The organism is Herbaspirillum huttiense (assembly GCF_004367745.1).
In the GTDB taxonomy this organism is placed as follows: Bacteria; Pseudomonadota; Gammaproteobacteria; order Burkholderiales; family Burkholderiaceae_D; genus Herbaspirillum; species Herbaspirillum huttiense.
In genome coordinates this window covers 2,375,515-2,391,559 of record NZ_CP037993.1, presented here as the reverse complement: position 1 = coordinate 2,391,559, position 16,045 = coordinate 2,375,515, and the positions used below count along the sequence as shown (strand labels likewise).

The following is a 16,045-nucleotide window of genomic DNA, read 5'->3' as shown; positions in this document are numbered from 1 at the left end:
GCCGCTGCGCTGGCAGCGACCATGAATGACGGCTTGTTACAGCACGTGCACGCCGATCCACCAGGCGATCGCCGCCACGAAGGCGGAGGCCGGAATGGTGAAGATCCAGGCCCAGACGATGTTGCTGGCCACGCCCCAACGCACGGCCGACATCTTCTGCGCCGCGCCCACGCCGACGATGGCGCCGGTGATGGTGTGGGTGGTCGACACCGGAATGCCCAGGGCGGTGGCGATGAACAAGGTGATCGCACCGCCGGTTTCGGCGCAGAAACCGCCGACCGGCTTCAACTTGGTGATCTTCTGGCCCATAGTCTTGACGATGCGCCAGCCGCCGAAGAGCGTACCGAGACTGATGGCGCAATAGCAGGAAATGATGACCCACATCGGCGGCGCATCCGGAGAGGAATAGCCGGAGGCAATCAACAGCATCCAGATGATGCCAATGGTCTTCTGCGCATCATTGCCGCCGTGCCCGAGGCTGTACATGGAGGCCGACAGCAGCTGCAGGCGGCGGAACCAGCCATCGATCTTGCGTGGTGTGGAGCGGAAGAAGATCCACGACACCACGAGCATCATCAGGGAGCCAAATACCAGGCCCAGCACGGGCGAGAGCACGATGAAGAGAATCGTCTTCAGCAGGCCCGCCGAGATCAGCGCGCCGGTACCGGCCTTGGCTACGGCCGCGCCGACCAGGCCGCCGATCAGAGCATGCGAGGACGAGGACGGGATGCCGTAATACCAGGTCACCAGGTTCCAGAAGATGGCCCCGATCAGGGCACCGAAGATGACGTACTGGTCAACGATGGCCGGTTCGATGGTGCCCTTGCCCACCGAAGCCGCCACGTGCAGTTGATGGAACACGAACACGGCCGCCAGGTTGAAGAAGGCGGCCATGGCCACGGCAGTCTGCGGACGCAGCACGCCCGTGGAGACCACGGTGGCGATCGCGTTGGCCGCATCGTGGAAACCGTTCATGAAGTCGAACAGCAGCGCCAGGACGATCAACAACGCGAGAATATGTAAGCTGATTTGGATTGTTTGCATGGGGAAACCGTTGTGTGAAACCAGCGGCGTCCCCGTCGGAAATCGAGGGAATCGCCGCTACGCCGGGAGATCAGGCGTTTTCGACGATGATGCCTTCGATGATGTTGGCCACGTCTTCGCAGCGATCGGTGACGGTTTCCAGGATTTCGTAGATGGCCTTGAGCTTGATCAGGGTACGCACGTCCGGTTCATCGCGGAACAGCTTGGACATGGCCGCACGCATGACATGGTCAGCGTCGGACTCCAGGCGGTCGATTTCCTGGCAGATCGACAGGATTTGGCGCGAGTTGTCCATGTTGGACAGCAGGCCCACGGCCGACTGCACCTTCTCCGCACAGGACAGGCACAGCTCGGCAAGGCGCTTGGCTTCCGGCGTGATGGCCTTGATGTCGTAGAGGGAGATGGTCTGGGCCGCGTCTTCCAGCAGGTCCAGGATGTCATCCATGCGGGTGATCAGCTGGTGGATGTCATCGCGGTCCAGCGGCGTGATGAAGGTCTTGTGCAGCAGTTCGATGGCATTGTGCGTGACCTTGTCGGCTTCCTTCTCGACGGCTTCAATGGCGTGCACGCGAATTTCAAGGTCGTCGAAATTGGTCATCAGCGCCACCATTTCTTTCGCGCACTTGACCGCCAGCTCTGCATGCTGATTGAAAAGGTCAAAGAATTTGCCTTCAGTCGGCATCAATCGTCCAAACATTTTTCTCTCTCATCAATGGTTAGCGCTCATGTAAAGCGCCGTTTCGAACCGGCCTGCGGCTGCCCCCTTGGAAGCCGGTACCCCGCCCTGCCGGTCCTGCACGAACGGCCTTGGGAGCCGTTCGCCTTGCATGACACGGGCGGCCCGACGCCGCCCGTGATCCTTGTGCAGCGACACGCCCTGGTGGCGCGCCGCCGATGGCATCAGTCGCCGCCGTAAGGCTGCGCCAGATTGCCGATATAGTTGTCGTACTTGGTATACATCCCCAGGAAGGACAGGCGAATGCTGCCGATGGGGCCATTACGCTGCTTGCCGATGATGATTTCCGCCGTGCCCTTGTCGGGCGAGTCCGGATTGTAAACTTCATCACGGTAAATGAACAAAATAACGTCAGCATCCTGTTCGATAGCGCCTGATTCGCGCAAGTCGGACATCACGGGACGCTTGTTGGGACGTTGTTCCAGCGAGCGGTTCAGCTGCGACAGCGCGATCACCGGGCAGTTGAGTTCCTTGGCCAGGCCCTTCAGGCTACGCGAGATTTCCGAGATTTCGGAGGCGCGGTTTTCAGAAGAGCTGCCACCGTTGCCCGACATCAGCTGCAGGTAGTCGATGATGATCAGGCCCAGCTTGCCGCATTGGCGCGCCAGGCGGCGCGAACGTGCGCGCAATTCGATGGGCGACAGCGCCGGCGTTTCGTCGATGTAGAACTGCGCATCGTTCATCTTCTGGATGGCGTGCGTCAGACGCGGCCAGTCTTCGTCCAGCAGGCGGCCGGTACGCAGGCGGTGCTGGTCCAGGCGTCCGACCGACCCCAGCATACGCATGGCCAGCTGCGCGCCACCCATTTCCATGGAGAACACGGCTACCGGCAGGCCCGACTCGATGGCGACATGTTCGCCGATGTTGATCGAGAAAGCGGTTTTACCCATGGAAGGACGGCCGGCGACGATGATCAGGTCGCCCGGCTGCAGGCCGGAGGTCATCTTGTCCAGGTCCATGAACCCGGTCGGAACGCCGGTGATGTCGCTGGTATTGTCGCGATTGTAGAGTTCGTCGATGCGCTCGACCACTTGCGTGAGCAGCGGCTGGATTTCCATGAAACCCTGAGAGCCGCGCGACCCTTCTTCGGCGATGGCGAAGATCTTGGATTCGGCCTCGTCCAGCATGGACTTCACATCCTTGCCCTGCGGATTGAAGGCATTGCCGGAAATCTCGTCGGCCACGGTGATGAGCTTGCGCAGAATGCCGCGATCACGGACGATCTCGGCATAGCGGCGGATGTTGGCCGCAGAAGGCGTGTTTTGCGCCAGTGCATTCAGATAAACCAGCCCGCCCACTTCTTCAGCCTTGCCACTGGTGGACATGGCTTCATAGACGGTGATGACGTCGGCCGGCTTGGTACTGTTGATGAGCTTGACGATGTGCTCGAAGATGATGCGGTGATCGTAGCGGTAAAAGTCTTCAGCGCTGACGAAGTCGGCGATACGGTCCCAGGCTGCGTTGTCCAGCAGCAGGCCGCCCAGCACCGATTGCTCGGCCTCGATGGAGTGGGGCGGCACACGGAGCGCATCGAGCTGGGGGTCCGATGACTCTCTCTGGCCACGGAAAAATTCTGGATTGCCGCGGGACGATTCTTTCATGGCGCGCATTATAACCTGCTGATGTGAAGCCGTAGGTCCGGCCGAACGTTTTTGCACGACCAGATGCTTCATGCGAACGAATGCAATATGAAGCCATTGACAAGCCGCGCCATGACGATGGCCAGTGGCGGCGTGTCTAGGTACAACTGACAATAAAAAAGCCAGGCGAACCCGGCTTTTCTATTGCAAAACGAATTGCAGCAAACAGGCGTATTACGCTTGCTCGCCCTTGACAGCGATGGTGACGTCGACCACCACGTCGGTGTGCAGAGCCACCGACACCGGGTGTTCGCCAACGGTCTTCAGGGGACCATTGGGCAGGCGCACTTGCGACTTCTCGACAGCAAAACCCTTCTTGCCCAGGGCTTCAGCGATGTCGAAGTTGGTCACGGAACCGAACAGACGGCCGTCAACGCCGGCCTTCTGCGACACTTCCACGGTGGCGCCGGTCAGCTTTTCGCCTTGGGCTTGGGCAGCGGCCAGCTTCTCGGCGGCAGCCTTTTCCAGGTCAGCGCGCTTGGCTTCGAATTCAGCGATGGCTGCATCGGTAGCGCGGCGGGCCTTGCGTTGCGGGATCAGGAAGTTGCGTGCGAAACCGTCCTTGACGCGCACGACATCACCCAGACCGCCGAGATTCACGATTTTTTCCAACAGAATGACTTGCATGTTTTTCTCCTATTTCTCGACGCTGATTAGGCGTTGTGCAGATCGGTGTACGGCAGCAGGGCCAGGTAACGCGCGCGCTTGATGGCGGTGTCAACTTGACGCTGGTAGTGGGCCTTGGTACCGGTCAGGCGTGCCGGCATGATCTTGCCGTTTTCCTGGACGAAGTCCTTCAGGGTGTCCACGTCCTTGTAATCGACCTGTTCAACGCCAGCGGCGGTGAAACGGCAGAATTTCTTGCGCTTGAACAGCGGGTTTTGCTGTTGGCGCTTGTTTTTCAGCTTGCTTTTATCGAACTTTTTACCGAATGCCATGGTTGGCTCCTGTATCTAAAAATTGGGTAAGGTCTGTTTGGCTACCTTGCGCCGCTCAATCCGGCGCGACCGGGCCAAAATCAACGATATGAAACACGACGCTCTTGCTGTTGCGATTCCTGCGGGCCAAAAAGCCGGTGAACCGGAAGACTTCACCCAGTGCCGCCCTGTTGAGCGCACCGGAGATTTCCCCCGCTGCCAGCGCCGCGATCTCGAATTCGACCTGACGCTTCATGCCAGCCTCCGCCTGCTCCGACTGATGCTGCAACCTGGCAGTGACAATCGGGATACCGGCCGGCGTATAACGCAATACATCACGTTCGGCCAGGCTGGCGATGACTTGAAGCTGGTTCACTCTCCGCTATGGTGTCGCAGCGCTTAAGCTGCCGGAGCTTCGGTACGGCTCTTGGCCGCGTCTTCCTTCTGCACTGCCTTCAGGATGGGCGAAGGACCGGTTTCGGCCTTCTTCATCTTGACGGTCAGGTGGCGCAGGACGGCGTCGTTGAACTTGAAGCCGGTTTCGATTTCAGCCAGCGTTTCGCTGTCGACTTCGATGTTCAGGCAGACGTAGTGAGCCTTGGCCAGCTTCTGGATCTGGTAAGCCAGTTGGCGACGACCCCAATCTTCGACACGGTGGACCTTGCCGCCGCGGGTGGTGACGATGCCCTTGTAACGCTCGATCATCGCCGGCACTTGCTCGCTTTGGTCCGGGTGGACGATAAATACGATTTCATAATGACGCATGTAGACTCCTTATGGACTTATTGAAGACGCCCACCCCGGCGTCAAGACGGGTGTGGGAAGAGGAAAACCCGAGATCATACTAGGTTTCCGTCCTGACAGCAATGCCAGCGTCACGCCACTGCGGCCGCGGGGCCACAACGCGGGCCCTGCACATCGCCGCCAGCGACTCAGAACCAGATTCTTCAGTTGCAGCGCGCTTTATATAAATAAGAAAGCTTGCCTTTTCCGCCCCGGAATATGCATGTTGCCGTTGACACAAGGATTGCACCTGTATAAAAATACAGACTGTTCATCCAGACAGCCTTCCCTCCGAGAAAGGCCACCCTCATGCTCAAACTGACTGCGCGCCAGGAACAGATCCTGAACCTGATCAAGAACGCCATCGAGAACACCGGCTTCCCTCCCACGCGTGCAGAGATCGCTGCCGAGTTGGGCTTCCGTTCCGCCAACGCCGCCGAAGAGCATCTGCAGGCCCTGGCCCGCAAGGGCGCCATCGAGATTTCGCCCGGCACCTCGCGCGGCATCCGCTTGCGCGAATCAGGTACCACAGGCATCAGCACTGCACGCCAGATGGCCCTGCCCCATCCCGCCCTGATGCAGCTGAGCCTGCCGCTGATCGGGCGCGTGGCGGCGGGCTCCCCCATCCTGGCCCAGGAACACGTGGAAAAGACTTATCAGGTCGACCCGGCCATGTTCCCGGCCAAGCCCGACTACCTGCTCAAGGTGCGCGGCATGTCCATGCGCGACGCCGGCATCCTGGACGGCGACCTGCTGGCCGTGCGGCGTGCCGACCAGGCGCGCAATGGCCAGATCGTGGTGGCCCGCCTGGCTGACGAGGTCACGGTCAAGCGCTACCAGAAGAGCGGCAGCGTCATCACCCTGTTCCCCGAGAACCCGGAATTCGAGCCCATCATCGTCAAGCCCGAAGACGACCAGTTTGCACTCGAAGGACTGGCCGTGGGATTGCTGCGCAGCTGGAACTGAATTCGGGGCGGCGCGCAGGCCCGACCACCGGAAAGACGCTGCCAGCGGCGACTGATCGCTTGTTTATGCATGAACCTCCGCTTAAAACGGAGGTTTTTTGCTTTCTATTTAGCTCTTCACCTGTGACCGGATACGCATATCATCCTTGCTGGATAGCTATGCCCGGCGCAATCGATGCGCCCAACCAAGAGGACCCTTTTCGATGTCGACGCGCAAGAGCAGCAACAAGCACGGCAAACACATTCCGGCCCCGGCGGCCGCCAAGTCCAACCTGCAGGATCTGCTGGACGTTCGCAAATGTCTGGACCTGCTCGACAACCGCAAAACCGAGGAAGCCAAGGCGATCTGTACAGCCGTATTGGCCCGTGCCCCCAATCTGGTGTTTGCCAACCACGCACGCGGACTGATCGCCATGCAGGAAGGCCAGTTCGCGCAAGCCGAGCAATATCTGCGCAAGGCCATCGAGGCCGATCCGAACAACGCCGAATACCTCAGCAACCTGGCCGGCACGGTGCTGAGCCAGGATCGCATCGACGAGTCCATCGCCATCTACGAGCGCGCCATCGCCATCGACAAGGAGAACCGGGCGGCACGCATCGGCCTGGCCAATGCCCTGCACGAAAAGAATGATCCGGAAGCCTCGATCAAATATTTCGAGGATGCTGCCCGACGCGAACCGAATGCGCCGGGCCCGCTGTCGCACCTGGGCCGCGCCCTGATCGACGCACGGCGCTTTGACGAGGCGGTCGCCACGATTCTGAAGTCGCTCGAATACCAGATCAATTTCGCCCCCTCCCACACCGCCCTGGGCGAAGCCTTTCACGCCATGGAGATGTACAAGGAGGCCGTGGAGTCCCACAAGACCGCCATCCTGCTCGATCCCCAGGACACCTACGCCCACAACAAGATCGCCGATAGTTATCTGAAAATCAACAAGATCGAAGAAGCCCACGAACACCTGCTGCGCGTCATCGAGATCGCACCCAAGGATCCGAATGGCTACGTCAAGCTCGGCTCAAGCTACTTCAACACGGGCGACCGCTTCGACGATGCCATGCGCATGTTCAAGCAGGCCCTGGCGCTGGACCCCAAGCACGCCCTCACCTACAACAACATCGGCGCGATCCAGCACGATCATGGCGATTATGACGATGCGCTCGGCAATTTCCGTACGGCCTTGGCGCTGCGGCCAAATTATCCGACCGCCAAGCACAACCTGGCACTGACCCTGTTGCTGCGCGGACAGTTCGAAGAAGGGTGGGAGTGCCACGAGAGCCGTCTCACCACCAAGGAACGCGCCCACGTCTACCGCCTCATCCACAAGCTGTTCGAGGTCATTCCGAAATGGGATGGCAAGTCCTCGCTGGCGGGCAAGCGCATCCTGCTGATGCACGAGCAAGGCTTTGGCGACAGCATCCAGTTCCTGCGCTATGCCCGCCTGCTCATGGAGCAAGGTGCCAGCGTGGCGCTGCATGTGAAGAATCCTCTGTACCGCCTGTTCCAATCCTTCACACCGGCAGTGACACTGGTGCGCGAAAGCGACCCGCTGCCGCCCTGCGACTGCGCCTATGTGCTCATGAGCCTGCCCTATGCCCTGCGCACGCACAGCATCGAAGATATCCCGCGCTATGCGGAGGGCTATCTGTCTGCCGACGCGTCGCTGGCGGCGCACTGGAAGCAGAAGATTTCCACCTTGACACGATCGGCAGACAATCTGCGCGTCGGCATCGTCTGGGGCGGCAATCCGGAGCATGGCAATGACCGCCATCGTTCGATTCCACTGGACAAATTCAAGCAATTGTTTGAAGTCCCCAAGATGGAATTCTACTCATTGCAAAAAGGCAAGCCTGCCGACGGCCTGAAGGACTTGCCAGCCGATTGGCCCGTCTTTGACCTGGGCAATGAGTGCCAGGACTTCGCCGATACCGCTGCCGCCATCAGCAATCTTGACCTGGTCATCTGCGTGGATACTTCGGTGGCCCACCTGGCCGGAGCACTTGGCCATCCCACCTGGGTTCTGTTGCCGCATGTGCCCGACTGGCGCTGGCTCAACGACCGCGACGATTCCCCGTGGTATCCCGGCATGCGCCTGTTCCGCCAGCCGGCAGTCAGCGACTGGGACTCGGTCCTGAAAAAGGTTGGCGAAGAATTAACGCTGCTGCAACACAAGAAAGCCCAAGGCTGAGCTGGCAAGGAGCGCCCAGCCATTGCAGGAAACCGCCCTTCCCGGGCGGTTTTTGCTTTTCGGAACATTTTTCTTGGCCGCAACAGCAATTTTCCTAAAGTTTTTGGAATTGCCGTCGAAAAAGGATTTGCTTGGAGTTTCAAAGCACGCAGTTTTAGTTCGGAAAGCCTTGAAAAAGATTTTTTGCAAAAGCCCTAAACTTTTTCCAAGACTGCCCGATAAAGCAATCAACAGAGGTTGAAACGCCTGGGGCTCATGGGTAGAAGACCAACGTTAGGCACTGAAACTCGGATCATCGGTCTCAAATCTTAGGAGAATTAACATGGCAGCAGTCATTAATACCAACATTCCGTCGCTCAATACGCAGCGGAACCTGAATGCGTCGCAGTCGTCGCTGAACACCTCGATCCAACGTCTGTCGTCCGGCCTGCGCGTCAACAGCGCCAAGGACGACGCCGCCGGTCTGGCCATCGCCGACCGCATGAACTCCCAGATCAAGGGTCTGGCAGTTGCACAACGTAACGCCAACGACGGCATCTCGATGGCGCAAACTGCTGAAGGCGCTCTGTCGACCGTCGGCGACAACTTGCAGCGTATGCGTGAACTGGCTGTGCAAGCAGCCAACGGTACCAACAGCGCACAAGACCGCAAGACCCTGAACGACGAATACACCCAGCTGTCGCAGGAAGTGTTCCGTGTTCTGAACGGCACCAGCTTCAACGGCCAGAACCTGTTCACCGGTGTTGGTCAAGGCGCTTCGGCCGGTACCGGCTCCAACGCCACCAACGTGTCGGCTTCCCTGACCCTGTCGTTCCAGGTCGGCGCCAACGTGCAGGACAACAAGCTGAACGACCAGATCACCATCACCCTGGATGACCTGTCGAACAACTCCACTATCGCTACCGTCATCGGCACCAGCGCCAAGGGCCTGATCGGTCTGGGCGACACCTCCGGCGTGAGCACCGCGCAAGCGACCTACACCTCGGCCAAGGCTGCACTGGACAACCTGTTCGCTACCGGTTCGTCCCTGTCCTCCTCGGCACTGGCTTCGTCGGCCGTGACCCTGCAAGCTGCCGTTGACAGCGCCAAGCTGTCGCTGGATCAGGCAGTCGCCGCTCCGTCGGCACAGAGCGATGCTCAGAAGGCCATCCAGAACCTGGACAAGGCCATCAGCCTGGTTTCCTCCAAGCGTGCAGAGTTCGGTGCAGTGCAGAACCGCTTCAGCGCGGTCATCAGCAACCTGCAAGTGTCGAGCGAGAACATCACCGCGTCGCGCAGCCGTATCATGGATACCGACTACGCGCAGGAAACCGCGAACCTGACCCGTGCGCAGATCCTGCAACAAGCTGGTACCGCGATGCTGTCGCAGGCCAACTCGGCACCGCAGCAGGTTCTCTCGCTGTTGAAATAAGCCAGATAGCTAGGTAGGATGACGTGCGGGGGATAGACCTTATTCTCCGCACGTTCCTTTAAGGAAGGGAGTAGTACCATGTCGATTGCCCCACTTAATATCACTGCTGCTGGTGACTCCGGTACTGCCTATGCAGCACCGAAGACCGCCGAGAAGCCCGATCCCGTGGTATCGACGGTCGCACCGGCGGCCACTCCGGAAGCACGCCGCGCAACCGAAAGTGAAGTCAACGATGCCGTCGGCAAGTTGAACGACTTTGCGGCCGCCAATGCTGCCGCACTGAATTTCTCGAAAGACCAGGACACCGGCAAGACCATCATCAAGGTTGTCGATACGGCTACTGACACCGTGATTCGCCAGATTCCCAGCGAAGAAGCGATTGCCATCGCCAAATCGATCGACAAGATGCAAGGCTTGCTGATCAAGGAAAAGGCTTGAGTATCCCCTCGAGTCTGGTACGAACTGCAGTGGCTGAACAACCGCATGCGTCAATGCCCGTCCATTGCGCATGACGGAATCGGCTACCCCAGTTCATAACGGATTCAGATAGTTATTCCGCACAGCGTCCCTCTGCCCTACCCGACGCCGTACTTGAGAGCCCATCTCCTCTTGACCGCGCTGGACAACCGCACAGCGCTGTGCCTCACGCAAAGTTTCAGGAGTTGAACCGTGGCGACTTCCACCGGCACCATTTCCACATCGGCAGGCCCGCTCGATGTTTCCACACTGGTCAGTCAACTGATCTCGGCCGAAAGCCAGACACAGCTGACGCCGCTGACCACCCAGGCGAGCAGCTACAACACCCTCATTTCCGCCTATGGCAGCCTCAAGAGCGCATTGTCGAGCTACCAGTCGGCCATCACCTCACTGACCTCGGCCAGCTTCAGCTCGCAGAAGAGTTCGGTGAGCAACGCCGGCACCGGCACCACGCTGACCACCGACCCGTTCACCGCCGATGTCAACAGCGACGATTCGACCAAGATCCTGGCGCAGAAACTGCAGTCGGCCGGCGTAAGCAGCGGCACGACCTACAACGCCGGCGATTCGATCGCCATCAAGATCGGCACCAATTCGCCCACCTTCATCACCCTGCAAGCCAACTCGACCCTGGCTGGCGTACGTGATGCGATCAATGCCTCCAAGGCAGGTGTCACCGCCTCCATCACCACCGATGGCAGTGGCGACCACCTGGTCCTGGAATCGGCCACCGGCGGCACCGCCAACACCATCAAGGTCACGGCCAACAACAGCCTGTCCGCATTTGCCTATGATCCGTCGAGCTCGACACCGAGCACCATGACGCAGATCCAGGCCCCGCGCGACGCCACCAAAGCCGCTTCCGGCACCTACTCGGTGGCCGTGTCGCAACTGGCGCAAACGGCCAAATTGAGCTCGGCCAGCATCACGCCGGGCACGACCTTTGACAACGGCATTCTGGCCATCAAGACCGGCACCGGTTCCACCGCGATCATCCAGCCTGCCACCAACACTCTGGCTGGCGTGCGCGATGCCATCAACAGCAGCGATGCCGGCGTGAACGCCACCATCGTCAGCGACGGCACCAACGACCACCTGGTGATTACTGCCAAGGACAGCGGCGCGGCCAATACCATCAAGATCACCGGCACCGGCAATTATTCCGTCTTCAGCGCCGACCCCAGCGGGACCGTGATCTCGCCCAACGTCAGCACCAGCCAGACTTACAGCTCCGGCACGCTGAGCCTGAAGGTAGGCGACACCACGGTGGCCATCAACCCGACCGCCAATGGCAGCGGCAACATTGACCTGAACCAGGTCATGAGCGCCATCAACAGCGCCAGCGCAGGCGTGACCGCCTCCATCAGCAACGACGGCACCAACAACCACCTGGTACTGACACCGACTGGCAGCAGTGCGACGGCGGCAGTCTCGCTGACCGGCAGCGGCGATTATTCGGGACTGACCATGAGTGGCATGGGCCAGTTGCTCAAGGCGCAGGACGCCAAGCTGTCCATCGACGGCGTGGCGGTGACCAGCACCAGCAACAAGGTCGAGAACGCGATCTCAGGCGTGACACTCAATCTGGCCAAGGTCACCACCTCTTCTGACAACTTCACCCTGAACATCAGCAACGACACCTCCGGCATCACCACCGCCGCCAACAGCTTCGTGACGGCCTACAACACGCTGGCCAAGGCAGTGGCCGGGATGACTGCGCAGACGCCCTCCACCACCCTGGGCCAGGCCAACAACTCGGCTCCGCTGGCCAGCGAGTCGTCGGTGCAGACCATCATGAACCAGCTGCGCAATACCCTGTTCGCCACCGTGGACGGCGGCAATGGAATCAGCAGCCTGTCCGACATCGGCATCAGCTTCCAGAAGGATGGCACCCTGGCGCTGGACTCCACCAAGCTGGCCACGGCGGCTACCAACAATTTCGCCGGCATTGCCAATCTCTTCACTGGCACCGATCCGGATACGACCAACACTACGTCGTCCAAAAATGGTATCGTCACCAAGTTGCAGACCTTGATGACCAGTCTGTTGAGTGACAGCGGCATCATCGCCTCCAAGACGAATGGCCTGCAGGCCAGCCTGAAGATCAATCAGGATCGCCAGACCACGGTGCAGACCCGCCTGTCGAATCTGAAGGATGACTACACCAATCAGTTCAACCGCCTCAACGTCACGCTGGCCAGCATGCAGTCCACGCAAAGCTACCTGACCCAGCAATTGGCCAGCCTGGCCAAGAGCAGTTGAAGCGACACCGCGAACATAGGAGAACGTCATGTTCGGAAGCATGAAGCGCGGGGCCAATGCCTACGCCAACATCGGGGTGGAAACCGGCGTGATCGCCGCCAGCCCGCACAAGCTGATCACCATGCTCTTCGACGGTGCACTGGTGGCCATCGCCCTGGGCAAGAAGTCCATGGGCGAAGGCAATATCAAGGACAAGGGCGAATCCATCACCAAGGCCATCCTGATCATCGACAATGGCCTGCGCGCCAGCCTGAACAAGGAAGTTGGCGGTGAATTGGCGCTGAACCTGGATTCGCTGTATGAATACATGAGCCGCCGCCTGTTCGAGGCCAATGCCACGAACAATCCGGCCATCCTCGACGAAATCCACGGTTTGCTCGACGACATCCGCTCCGCCTGGGAACAGATCGGACCGAATGCAGTGCAGTCTGCTGCCCCGCCGATGGCCATCACCCAGGATGTTTCTCTTTCCAGCTTTGCAAAGGCATGACTGACATGAACGGAGACGACGTCATCGCCCTCTATGAGTCGATCTCGCAATTGACCAACGAGATGCTGTCGGCCGCCCGTGCCGGCGACTGGGATCTGCTGGCAGCATTGGAAGCCCAGTGCGGCAAGCACATCGCCAGCCTGCGCGACAGCGAGGAAAACATCACCCTGCCTGAGCCGCTGCGCCATCGCAAGGTCGACATCATCAAGAAAATCCTGGAAGACGACCGCGACATCCGCAATCTCACCGAACCGGGACTGCGCAAGCTGTCGGCGCTGATCCAGAGCAACCAGACCGAACAGAAGCTCCTCAATACCTACGGCATGGGTAGTTGACCATGTTGCCGCGGGCCGATATCGCCAGCGCCGTCCAGCCCGTCAATCCTGTCGAAGCGGCCACGGCCGTCGTTTCGGTTGCTGATGCCCGGCAGGAAGCCTTCAGCCGGCTGGCCCAGATTGCGATCGGCCAGCAGATGTCGGGCCGCATCCTCTCCAACTTCAACGATGGCACCTTCCTGGTGCGCATCGCCAATACGGCGGCGCGCATGGTGCTGCCCAACAGCGCCCAGGTCGGCGACACCCTGACCCTGACGCTGGTCTCCAAGGATCCGCGCCCGACCTTCTCGGTCAATGAAGGCAGCATCCGTCCCGACGAGGAAAGTGCATCGGTCGCCTTGAGCACCGCCGGCCGCGCGATGCAGAAGGACCTCAAGTCGCTGCAGTTCGTCACCCGTGACGAAAGCGGTGCCGGACAGATCGCCCAGCACGAGGACATCGCCGATGCCCAGGCCAAGGGTGCGCGCCAGGGGCAGTCCGGCCCGCCCGCCAGCAGCACTACCACCCTCAGCAACGCCGGCCGTCTCATCGACACGCTGCTGCACGCGTCGCAACAAGGCGACGTCACCGATCACATCAATGCAGCCACACCCTTGCTGCCCAAGGCCGGCGTCCCTGCCGACCAGATGGCCTCGGTCCTGAAGGATGCCATTGCCCACAGCGGAGTCTTCTATGAATCGCACGTCGCTGCCTGGGCCGCCGGCCAGCGCCCGGCCGACGAACTGATGAAGGAACCGCAAGCCCAGGTCGCGGCGCGCCAGGGCGGCAACATCAACCTGCTCAGCGACAGCGATCCAGCCCAGAACCAGTTGGGGCAGATCATCAATCTCCAGCTCAATGCGCTGGAACAGCAGCGTGTGGTCTGGCATGGAGAAGTCTGGCCGGGCCAGAAGATGGAATGGGAAATCAACCAGGAACATGGCCAGGACTCCCCGAAACAGGGTGCCACCGACGACGAAAACGCACCCACCTGGCACAGCGTAGTGCGCTTCAACTTCGCCCACCTGGGCAGCGTCTCGGCTTCGATCCGCCTGATCGGCCAGCAGATCCACGTGCAGGTCAAGGCGGACAATGACGCTGCCACCGCAGCCCTGCGCGGCAACACTGGCCTGTTTGCCAATGCCATGGCGGCAGCCGGCACCTCTCTCGACTCCCTGATCGTCAAGCAAGCCGATGGAGAAACCTAATATTCCGCTGCAAAATGCCGTAGCCCTGGCCTACAACGCCAGCCAGGCAGCCCCGCAGGTCGTGGCCAAGGGCCGCGGCCTGGTGGCCGAAGCCATCATCGCGCGGGCGCGCGATGCCGGCGTCTACGTCCACGAATCGAAGGAACTGGTCTCGCTGCTGATGCAGGTCGAACTGGACCAGCAAATCCCCCCCGCCCTGTACCGTACTGTCGCCGAATTGCTGGCCTGGCTATATCGTATTGAAAATATGCAATTAAGCGGGTCTGTGATGTATGATACAGGGTCAAACTATTCCAATAATTCCTCTGGGGAAAGCGATCCTACTCGCTGAATTCCGACGTACACGACGCACAGATGGCTAACAACGACGAGATCGACGACGACAGCCCATACCGGGTTCATTCACGGCGGGAGATCATTGCCCTGCTGACCAGCATGATGGAGAAAAACCAGCTCCTGAGCCTGCTGATCAAGGGCGGATCCGAGTCCGTGATCACTTCCATTCTGGAAGTCGATGCCGATGACGACTCGCTCATCATCGACGCGGCTCCCAGCGCCATGCTCAACGAGAGCATCGTGGCCAGCAAGCGCATCGGCTTCGAAGCCCTGTACAACAGCATCCGCATCACCTTCAACGTGGACGGCGCACGGCAGGTGGAGTATCAGAACCGTCCGGCGCTGAAGGTCGGCATTCCGGAAAGCCTGGTGCGCCTGCAGCGCCGTGAGTATTTCCGCATCCCGACCCCGATCGCCAAGCCCCTGCGCTGCACCTTCCGCATCACGCAAGCAGACGGCTCCTTCGTCACGGTGGTCACGCTGCTCAACAACATCAGCGCCGGCGGCGTCGGCATCACCGACGAGAAGAAGCTGCTGCCCACTACCCCAGGCGCCATGTATGAAGACTGCCAGCTCGAACTGGGAGATAACACCCTGGTCTCGGTCAAGCTGCAGGTGCGCGACTGCAAGGAGTTCAAGATGACCAACGGCAAGGTCGTCAATCGCTTCGGCTGCCAGTTCATCGACATCCCGCGCACCGTCCTGGCCGCCATCCAACGCTTCATCACCAAGCTGGAACGAGAACAGAACGCCAAGGCCTCGGGCATGATGTAATTCAGCGCCGCTTCCCGGCGGCGCCCATGAAAAAACACCCCAGCAACCGGAAGCCGGTTCTGGGGTGTTTTTTCATGGAAGGACGAGCAACAATCCAGCCCGCCCCGCAGCAGAAAACTTCACACCTGCATGGTCATGATGTCGCGGTAGGCCGAAACCAGCTTGTTGCGCACCTGGATGCTGGTCTGGAAGGAGATGCTTGCCTTCTGGGAAGCGATCATCACATCCGACAGATTCACGCTGTCATCCCCCATGGCAAAGGCCTGCGACATCTTGGCGGCTTTTGCCTGGGAATCATTGACCTGGTCAATCGCGCCCTTGAGCACGTCGGCGAAGTCCACGCGCTGCGCCGGCTTTTCCGCCGCGACACCGCTCTGGACCGGGTCCACGCCGCCCTGGGCGCGGGCTGCCGCAGCCTTCAGCTGGGCCACCATTGCCTCGATCTTGCTGGTATCAATCACACTGTCGATTGCCATCTGCCACCTCTTGAGTTCATTTTGCC

19 protein-coding genes are annotated in these 16,045 nt (G+C 60.1%); 10 read left to right on the top strand and 9 right to left on the bottom strand.

Annotated features, from left to right (window positions below; genetic code table 11):
* Positions 1–36 precede the first annotated feature (36 nt).
* The 7 genes from E2K99_RS10880 to rpsF form a co-directional block, all read right to left on the bottom strand.
* Positions 37–1,044, bottom strand: coding sequence for an inorganic phosphate transporter (locus E2K99_RS10880; protein ID WP_039788418.1), 1,008 nt, complete (start codon positions 1,042–1,044; stop codon positions 37–39).
* Positions 1,045–1,114: 70 nt separating this feature from the next.
* Positions 1,115–1,741 (bottom strand): DUF47 domain-containing protein, encoded by a 627-nt coding sequence (locus E2K99_RS10875; RefSeq protein ID WP_134222217.1) that lies wholly within the window; start codon positions 1,739–1,741, stop codon positions 1,115–1,117.
* Between the two features lie 203 nt (positions 1,742–1,944).
* A complete protein-coding gene (locus E2K99_RS10870; RefSeq protein WP_039788420.1) occupies positions 1,945–3,390 on the bottom strand; it encodes a replicative DNA helicase in 1,446 nt (481 codons plus the stop codon).
* Between the two features lie 204 nt (positions 3,391–3,594).
* Entirely contained in the window at positions 3,595–4,047 is a 453-nt protein-coding gene (gene rplI / locus E2K99_RS10865; protein WP_039788422.1) for a 50S ribosomal protein L9, read from the bottom strand.
* Between the two features lie 26 nt (positions 4,048–4,073).
* Positions 4,074–4,358, bottom strand: coding sequence for a 30S ribosomal protein S18 (rpsR, locus tag E2K99_RS10860; protein WP_006462643.1), 285 nt, complete (start codon positions 4,356–4,358; stop codon positions 4,074–4,076).
* A gap of 55 nt (positions 4,359–4,413) precedes the next feature.
* Positions 4,414–4,713: a primosomal replication protein N gene (gene priB / locus E2K99_RS10855; RefSeq protein WP_134222216.1), complete on the bottom strand. Its 300-nt coding sequence runs from the start codon at positions 4,711–4,713 to the stop codon at positions 4,414–4,416.
* A 23-nt stretch (positions 4,714–4,736) separates the two neighbouring features.
* A complete protein-coding gene (gene rpsF, locus E2K99_RS10850; RefSeq protein ID WP_006462645.1) occupies positions 4,737–5,102 on the bottom strand; it encodes a 30S ribosomal protein S6 in 366 nt (121 codons plus the stop codon).
* Between the two features lie 327 nt (positions 5,103–5,429).
* Here rpsF and lexA point away from each other — a divergent pair, with 327 nt between their 5' ends.
* Both lexA and E2K99_RS10840 read left to right on the top strand, forming a co-directional pair.
* On the top strand, positions 5,430–6,086 hold the full coding sequence (lexA, locus tag E2K99_RS10845) for a transcriptional repressor LexA (protein WP_034332791.1): 657 nt from the start codon (positions 5,430–5,432) through the stop codon (positions 6,084–6,086).
* A 202-nt stretch (positions 6,087–6,288) separates the two neighbouring features.
* A complete protein-coding gene (locus tag E2K99_RS10840; RefSeq protein ID WP_134222215.1) occupies positions 6,289–8,271 on the top strand; it encodes a tetratricopeptide repeat protein in 1,983 nt (660 codons plus the stop codon).
* Here E2K99_RS10840 and E2K99_RS10835 read toward each other — a convergent pair.
* Positions 8,236–8,502 (bottom strand): hypothetical protein, encoded by a 267-nt coding sequence (locus E2K99_RS10835; protein ID WP_134222214.1) that lies wholly within the window; start codon positions 8,500–8,502, stop codon positions 8,236–8,238. The genes E2K99_RS10840 and E2K99_RS10835 overlap by 36 nt on opposite strands.
* Positions 8,503–8,593: 91 nt before the next feature.
* Here E2K99_RS10835 and E2K99_RS10830 point away from each other — a divergent pair, with 91 nt between their 5' ends.
* The 8 genes from E2K99_RS10830 (at position 8,594) to E2K99_RS10795 (ending at position 15,543) form a co-directional block, all read left to right on the top strand.
* Complete coding sequence (locus tag E2K99_RS10830; protein ID WP_039788428.1) at positions 8,594–9,682, top strand: flagellin N-terminal helical domain-containing protein; 1,089 nt, start codon at positions 8,594–8,596, stop codon at positions 9,680–9,682.
* 78 nt (positions 9,683–9,760) lie between these two features.
* Positions 9,761–10,120, top strand: a complete 360-nt coding sequence (locus E2K99_RS10825) for a flagellar protein FlaG (RefSeq protein WP_034332788.1) — start codon at positions 9,761–9,763, stop codon at positions 10,118–10,120.
* Between the two features lie 231 nt (positions 10,121–10,351).
* On the top strand, positions 10,352–12,421 hold the full coding sequence (gene fliD, locus E2K99_RS10820; RefSeq protein ID WP_134222213.1) for a flagellar filament capping protein FliD: 2,070 nt from the start codon (positions 10,352–10,354) through the stop codon (positions 12,419–12,421).
* Between the two features lie 28 nt (positions 12,422–12,449).
* A complete protein-coding gene (gene fliS, locus E2K99_RS10815; RefSeq protein ID WP_134222212.1) occupies positions 12,450–12,911 on the top strand; it encodes a flagellar export chaperone FliS in 462 nt (153 codons plus the stop codon).
* Positions 12,912–12,916: 5 nt separating this feature from the next.
* Positions 12,917–13,246 carry a flagellar protein FliT gene (locus tag E2K99_RS10810; RefSeq protein ID WP_034332793.1) on the top strand — a complete coding sequence of 110 codons (330 nt, stop codon included), beginning with the start codon at positions 12,917–12,919 and terminating at the stop codon, positions 13,244–13,246.
* 2 nt (positions 13,247–13,248) lie between these two features.
* Positions 13,249–14,433: a flagellar hook-length control protein FliK gene (fliK, locus tag E2K99_RS10805; RefSeq protein ID WP_134222211.1), complete on the top strand. Its 1,185-nt coding sequence runs from the start codon at positions 13,249–13,251 to the stop codon at positions 14,431–14,433.
* Positions 14,420–14,764 (top strand): EscU/YscU/HrcU family type III secretion system export apparatus switch protein, encoded by a 345-nt coding sequence (locus E2K99_RS10800; RefSeq protein WP_034332781.1) that lies wholly within the window; start codon positions 14,420–14,422, stop codon positions 14,762–14,764. The genes fliK and E2K99_RS10800 overlap by 14 nt, the downstream gene beginning before the upstream one ends.
* A 23-nt stretch (positions 14,765–14,787) precedes the next feature.
* Positions 14,788–15,543, top strand: coding sequence for a flagellar brake protein (locus tag E2K99_RS10795; protein ID WP_039788436.1), 756 nt, complete (start codon positions 14,788–14,790; stop codon positions 15,541–15,543).
* A 119-nt stretch (positions 15,544–15,662) separates the two neighbouring features.
* On the opposite strand, the gene fliE is transcribed toward E2K99_RS10795, so the two are convergent.
* Positions 15,663–16,019, bottom strand: coding sequence for a flagellar hook-basal body complex protein FliE (fliE, locus tag E2K99_RS10790; RefSeq protein ID WP_039788439.1), 357 nt, complete (start codon positions 16,017–16,019; stop codon positions 15,663–15,665).
* Positions 16,020–16,045: the final 26 nt, after the last annotated feature.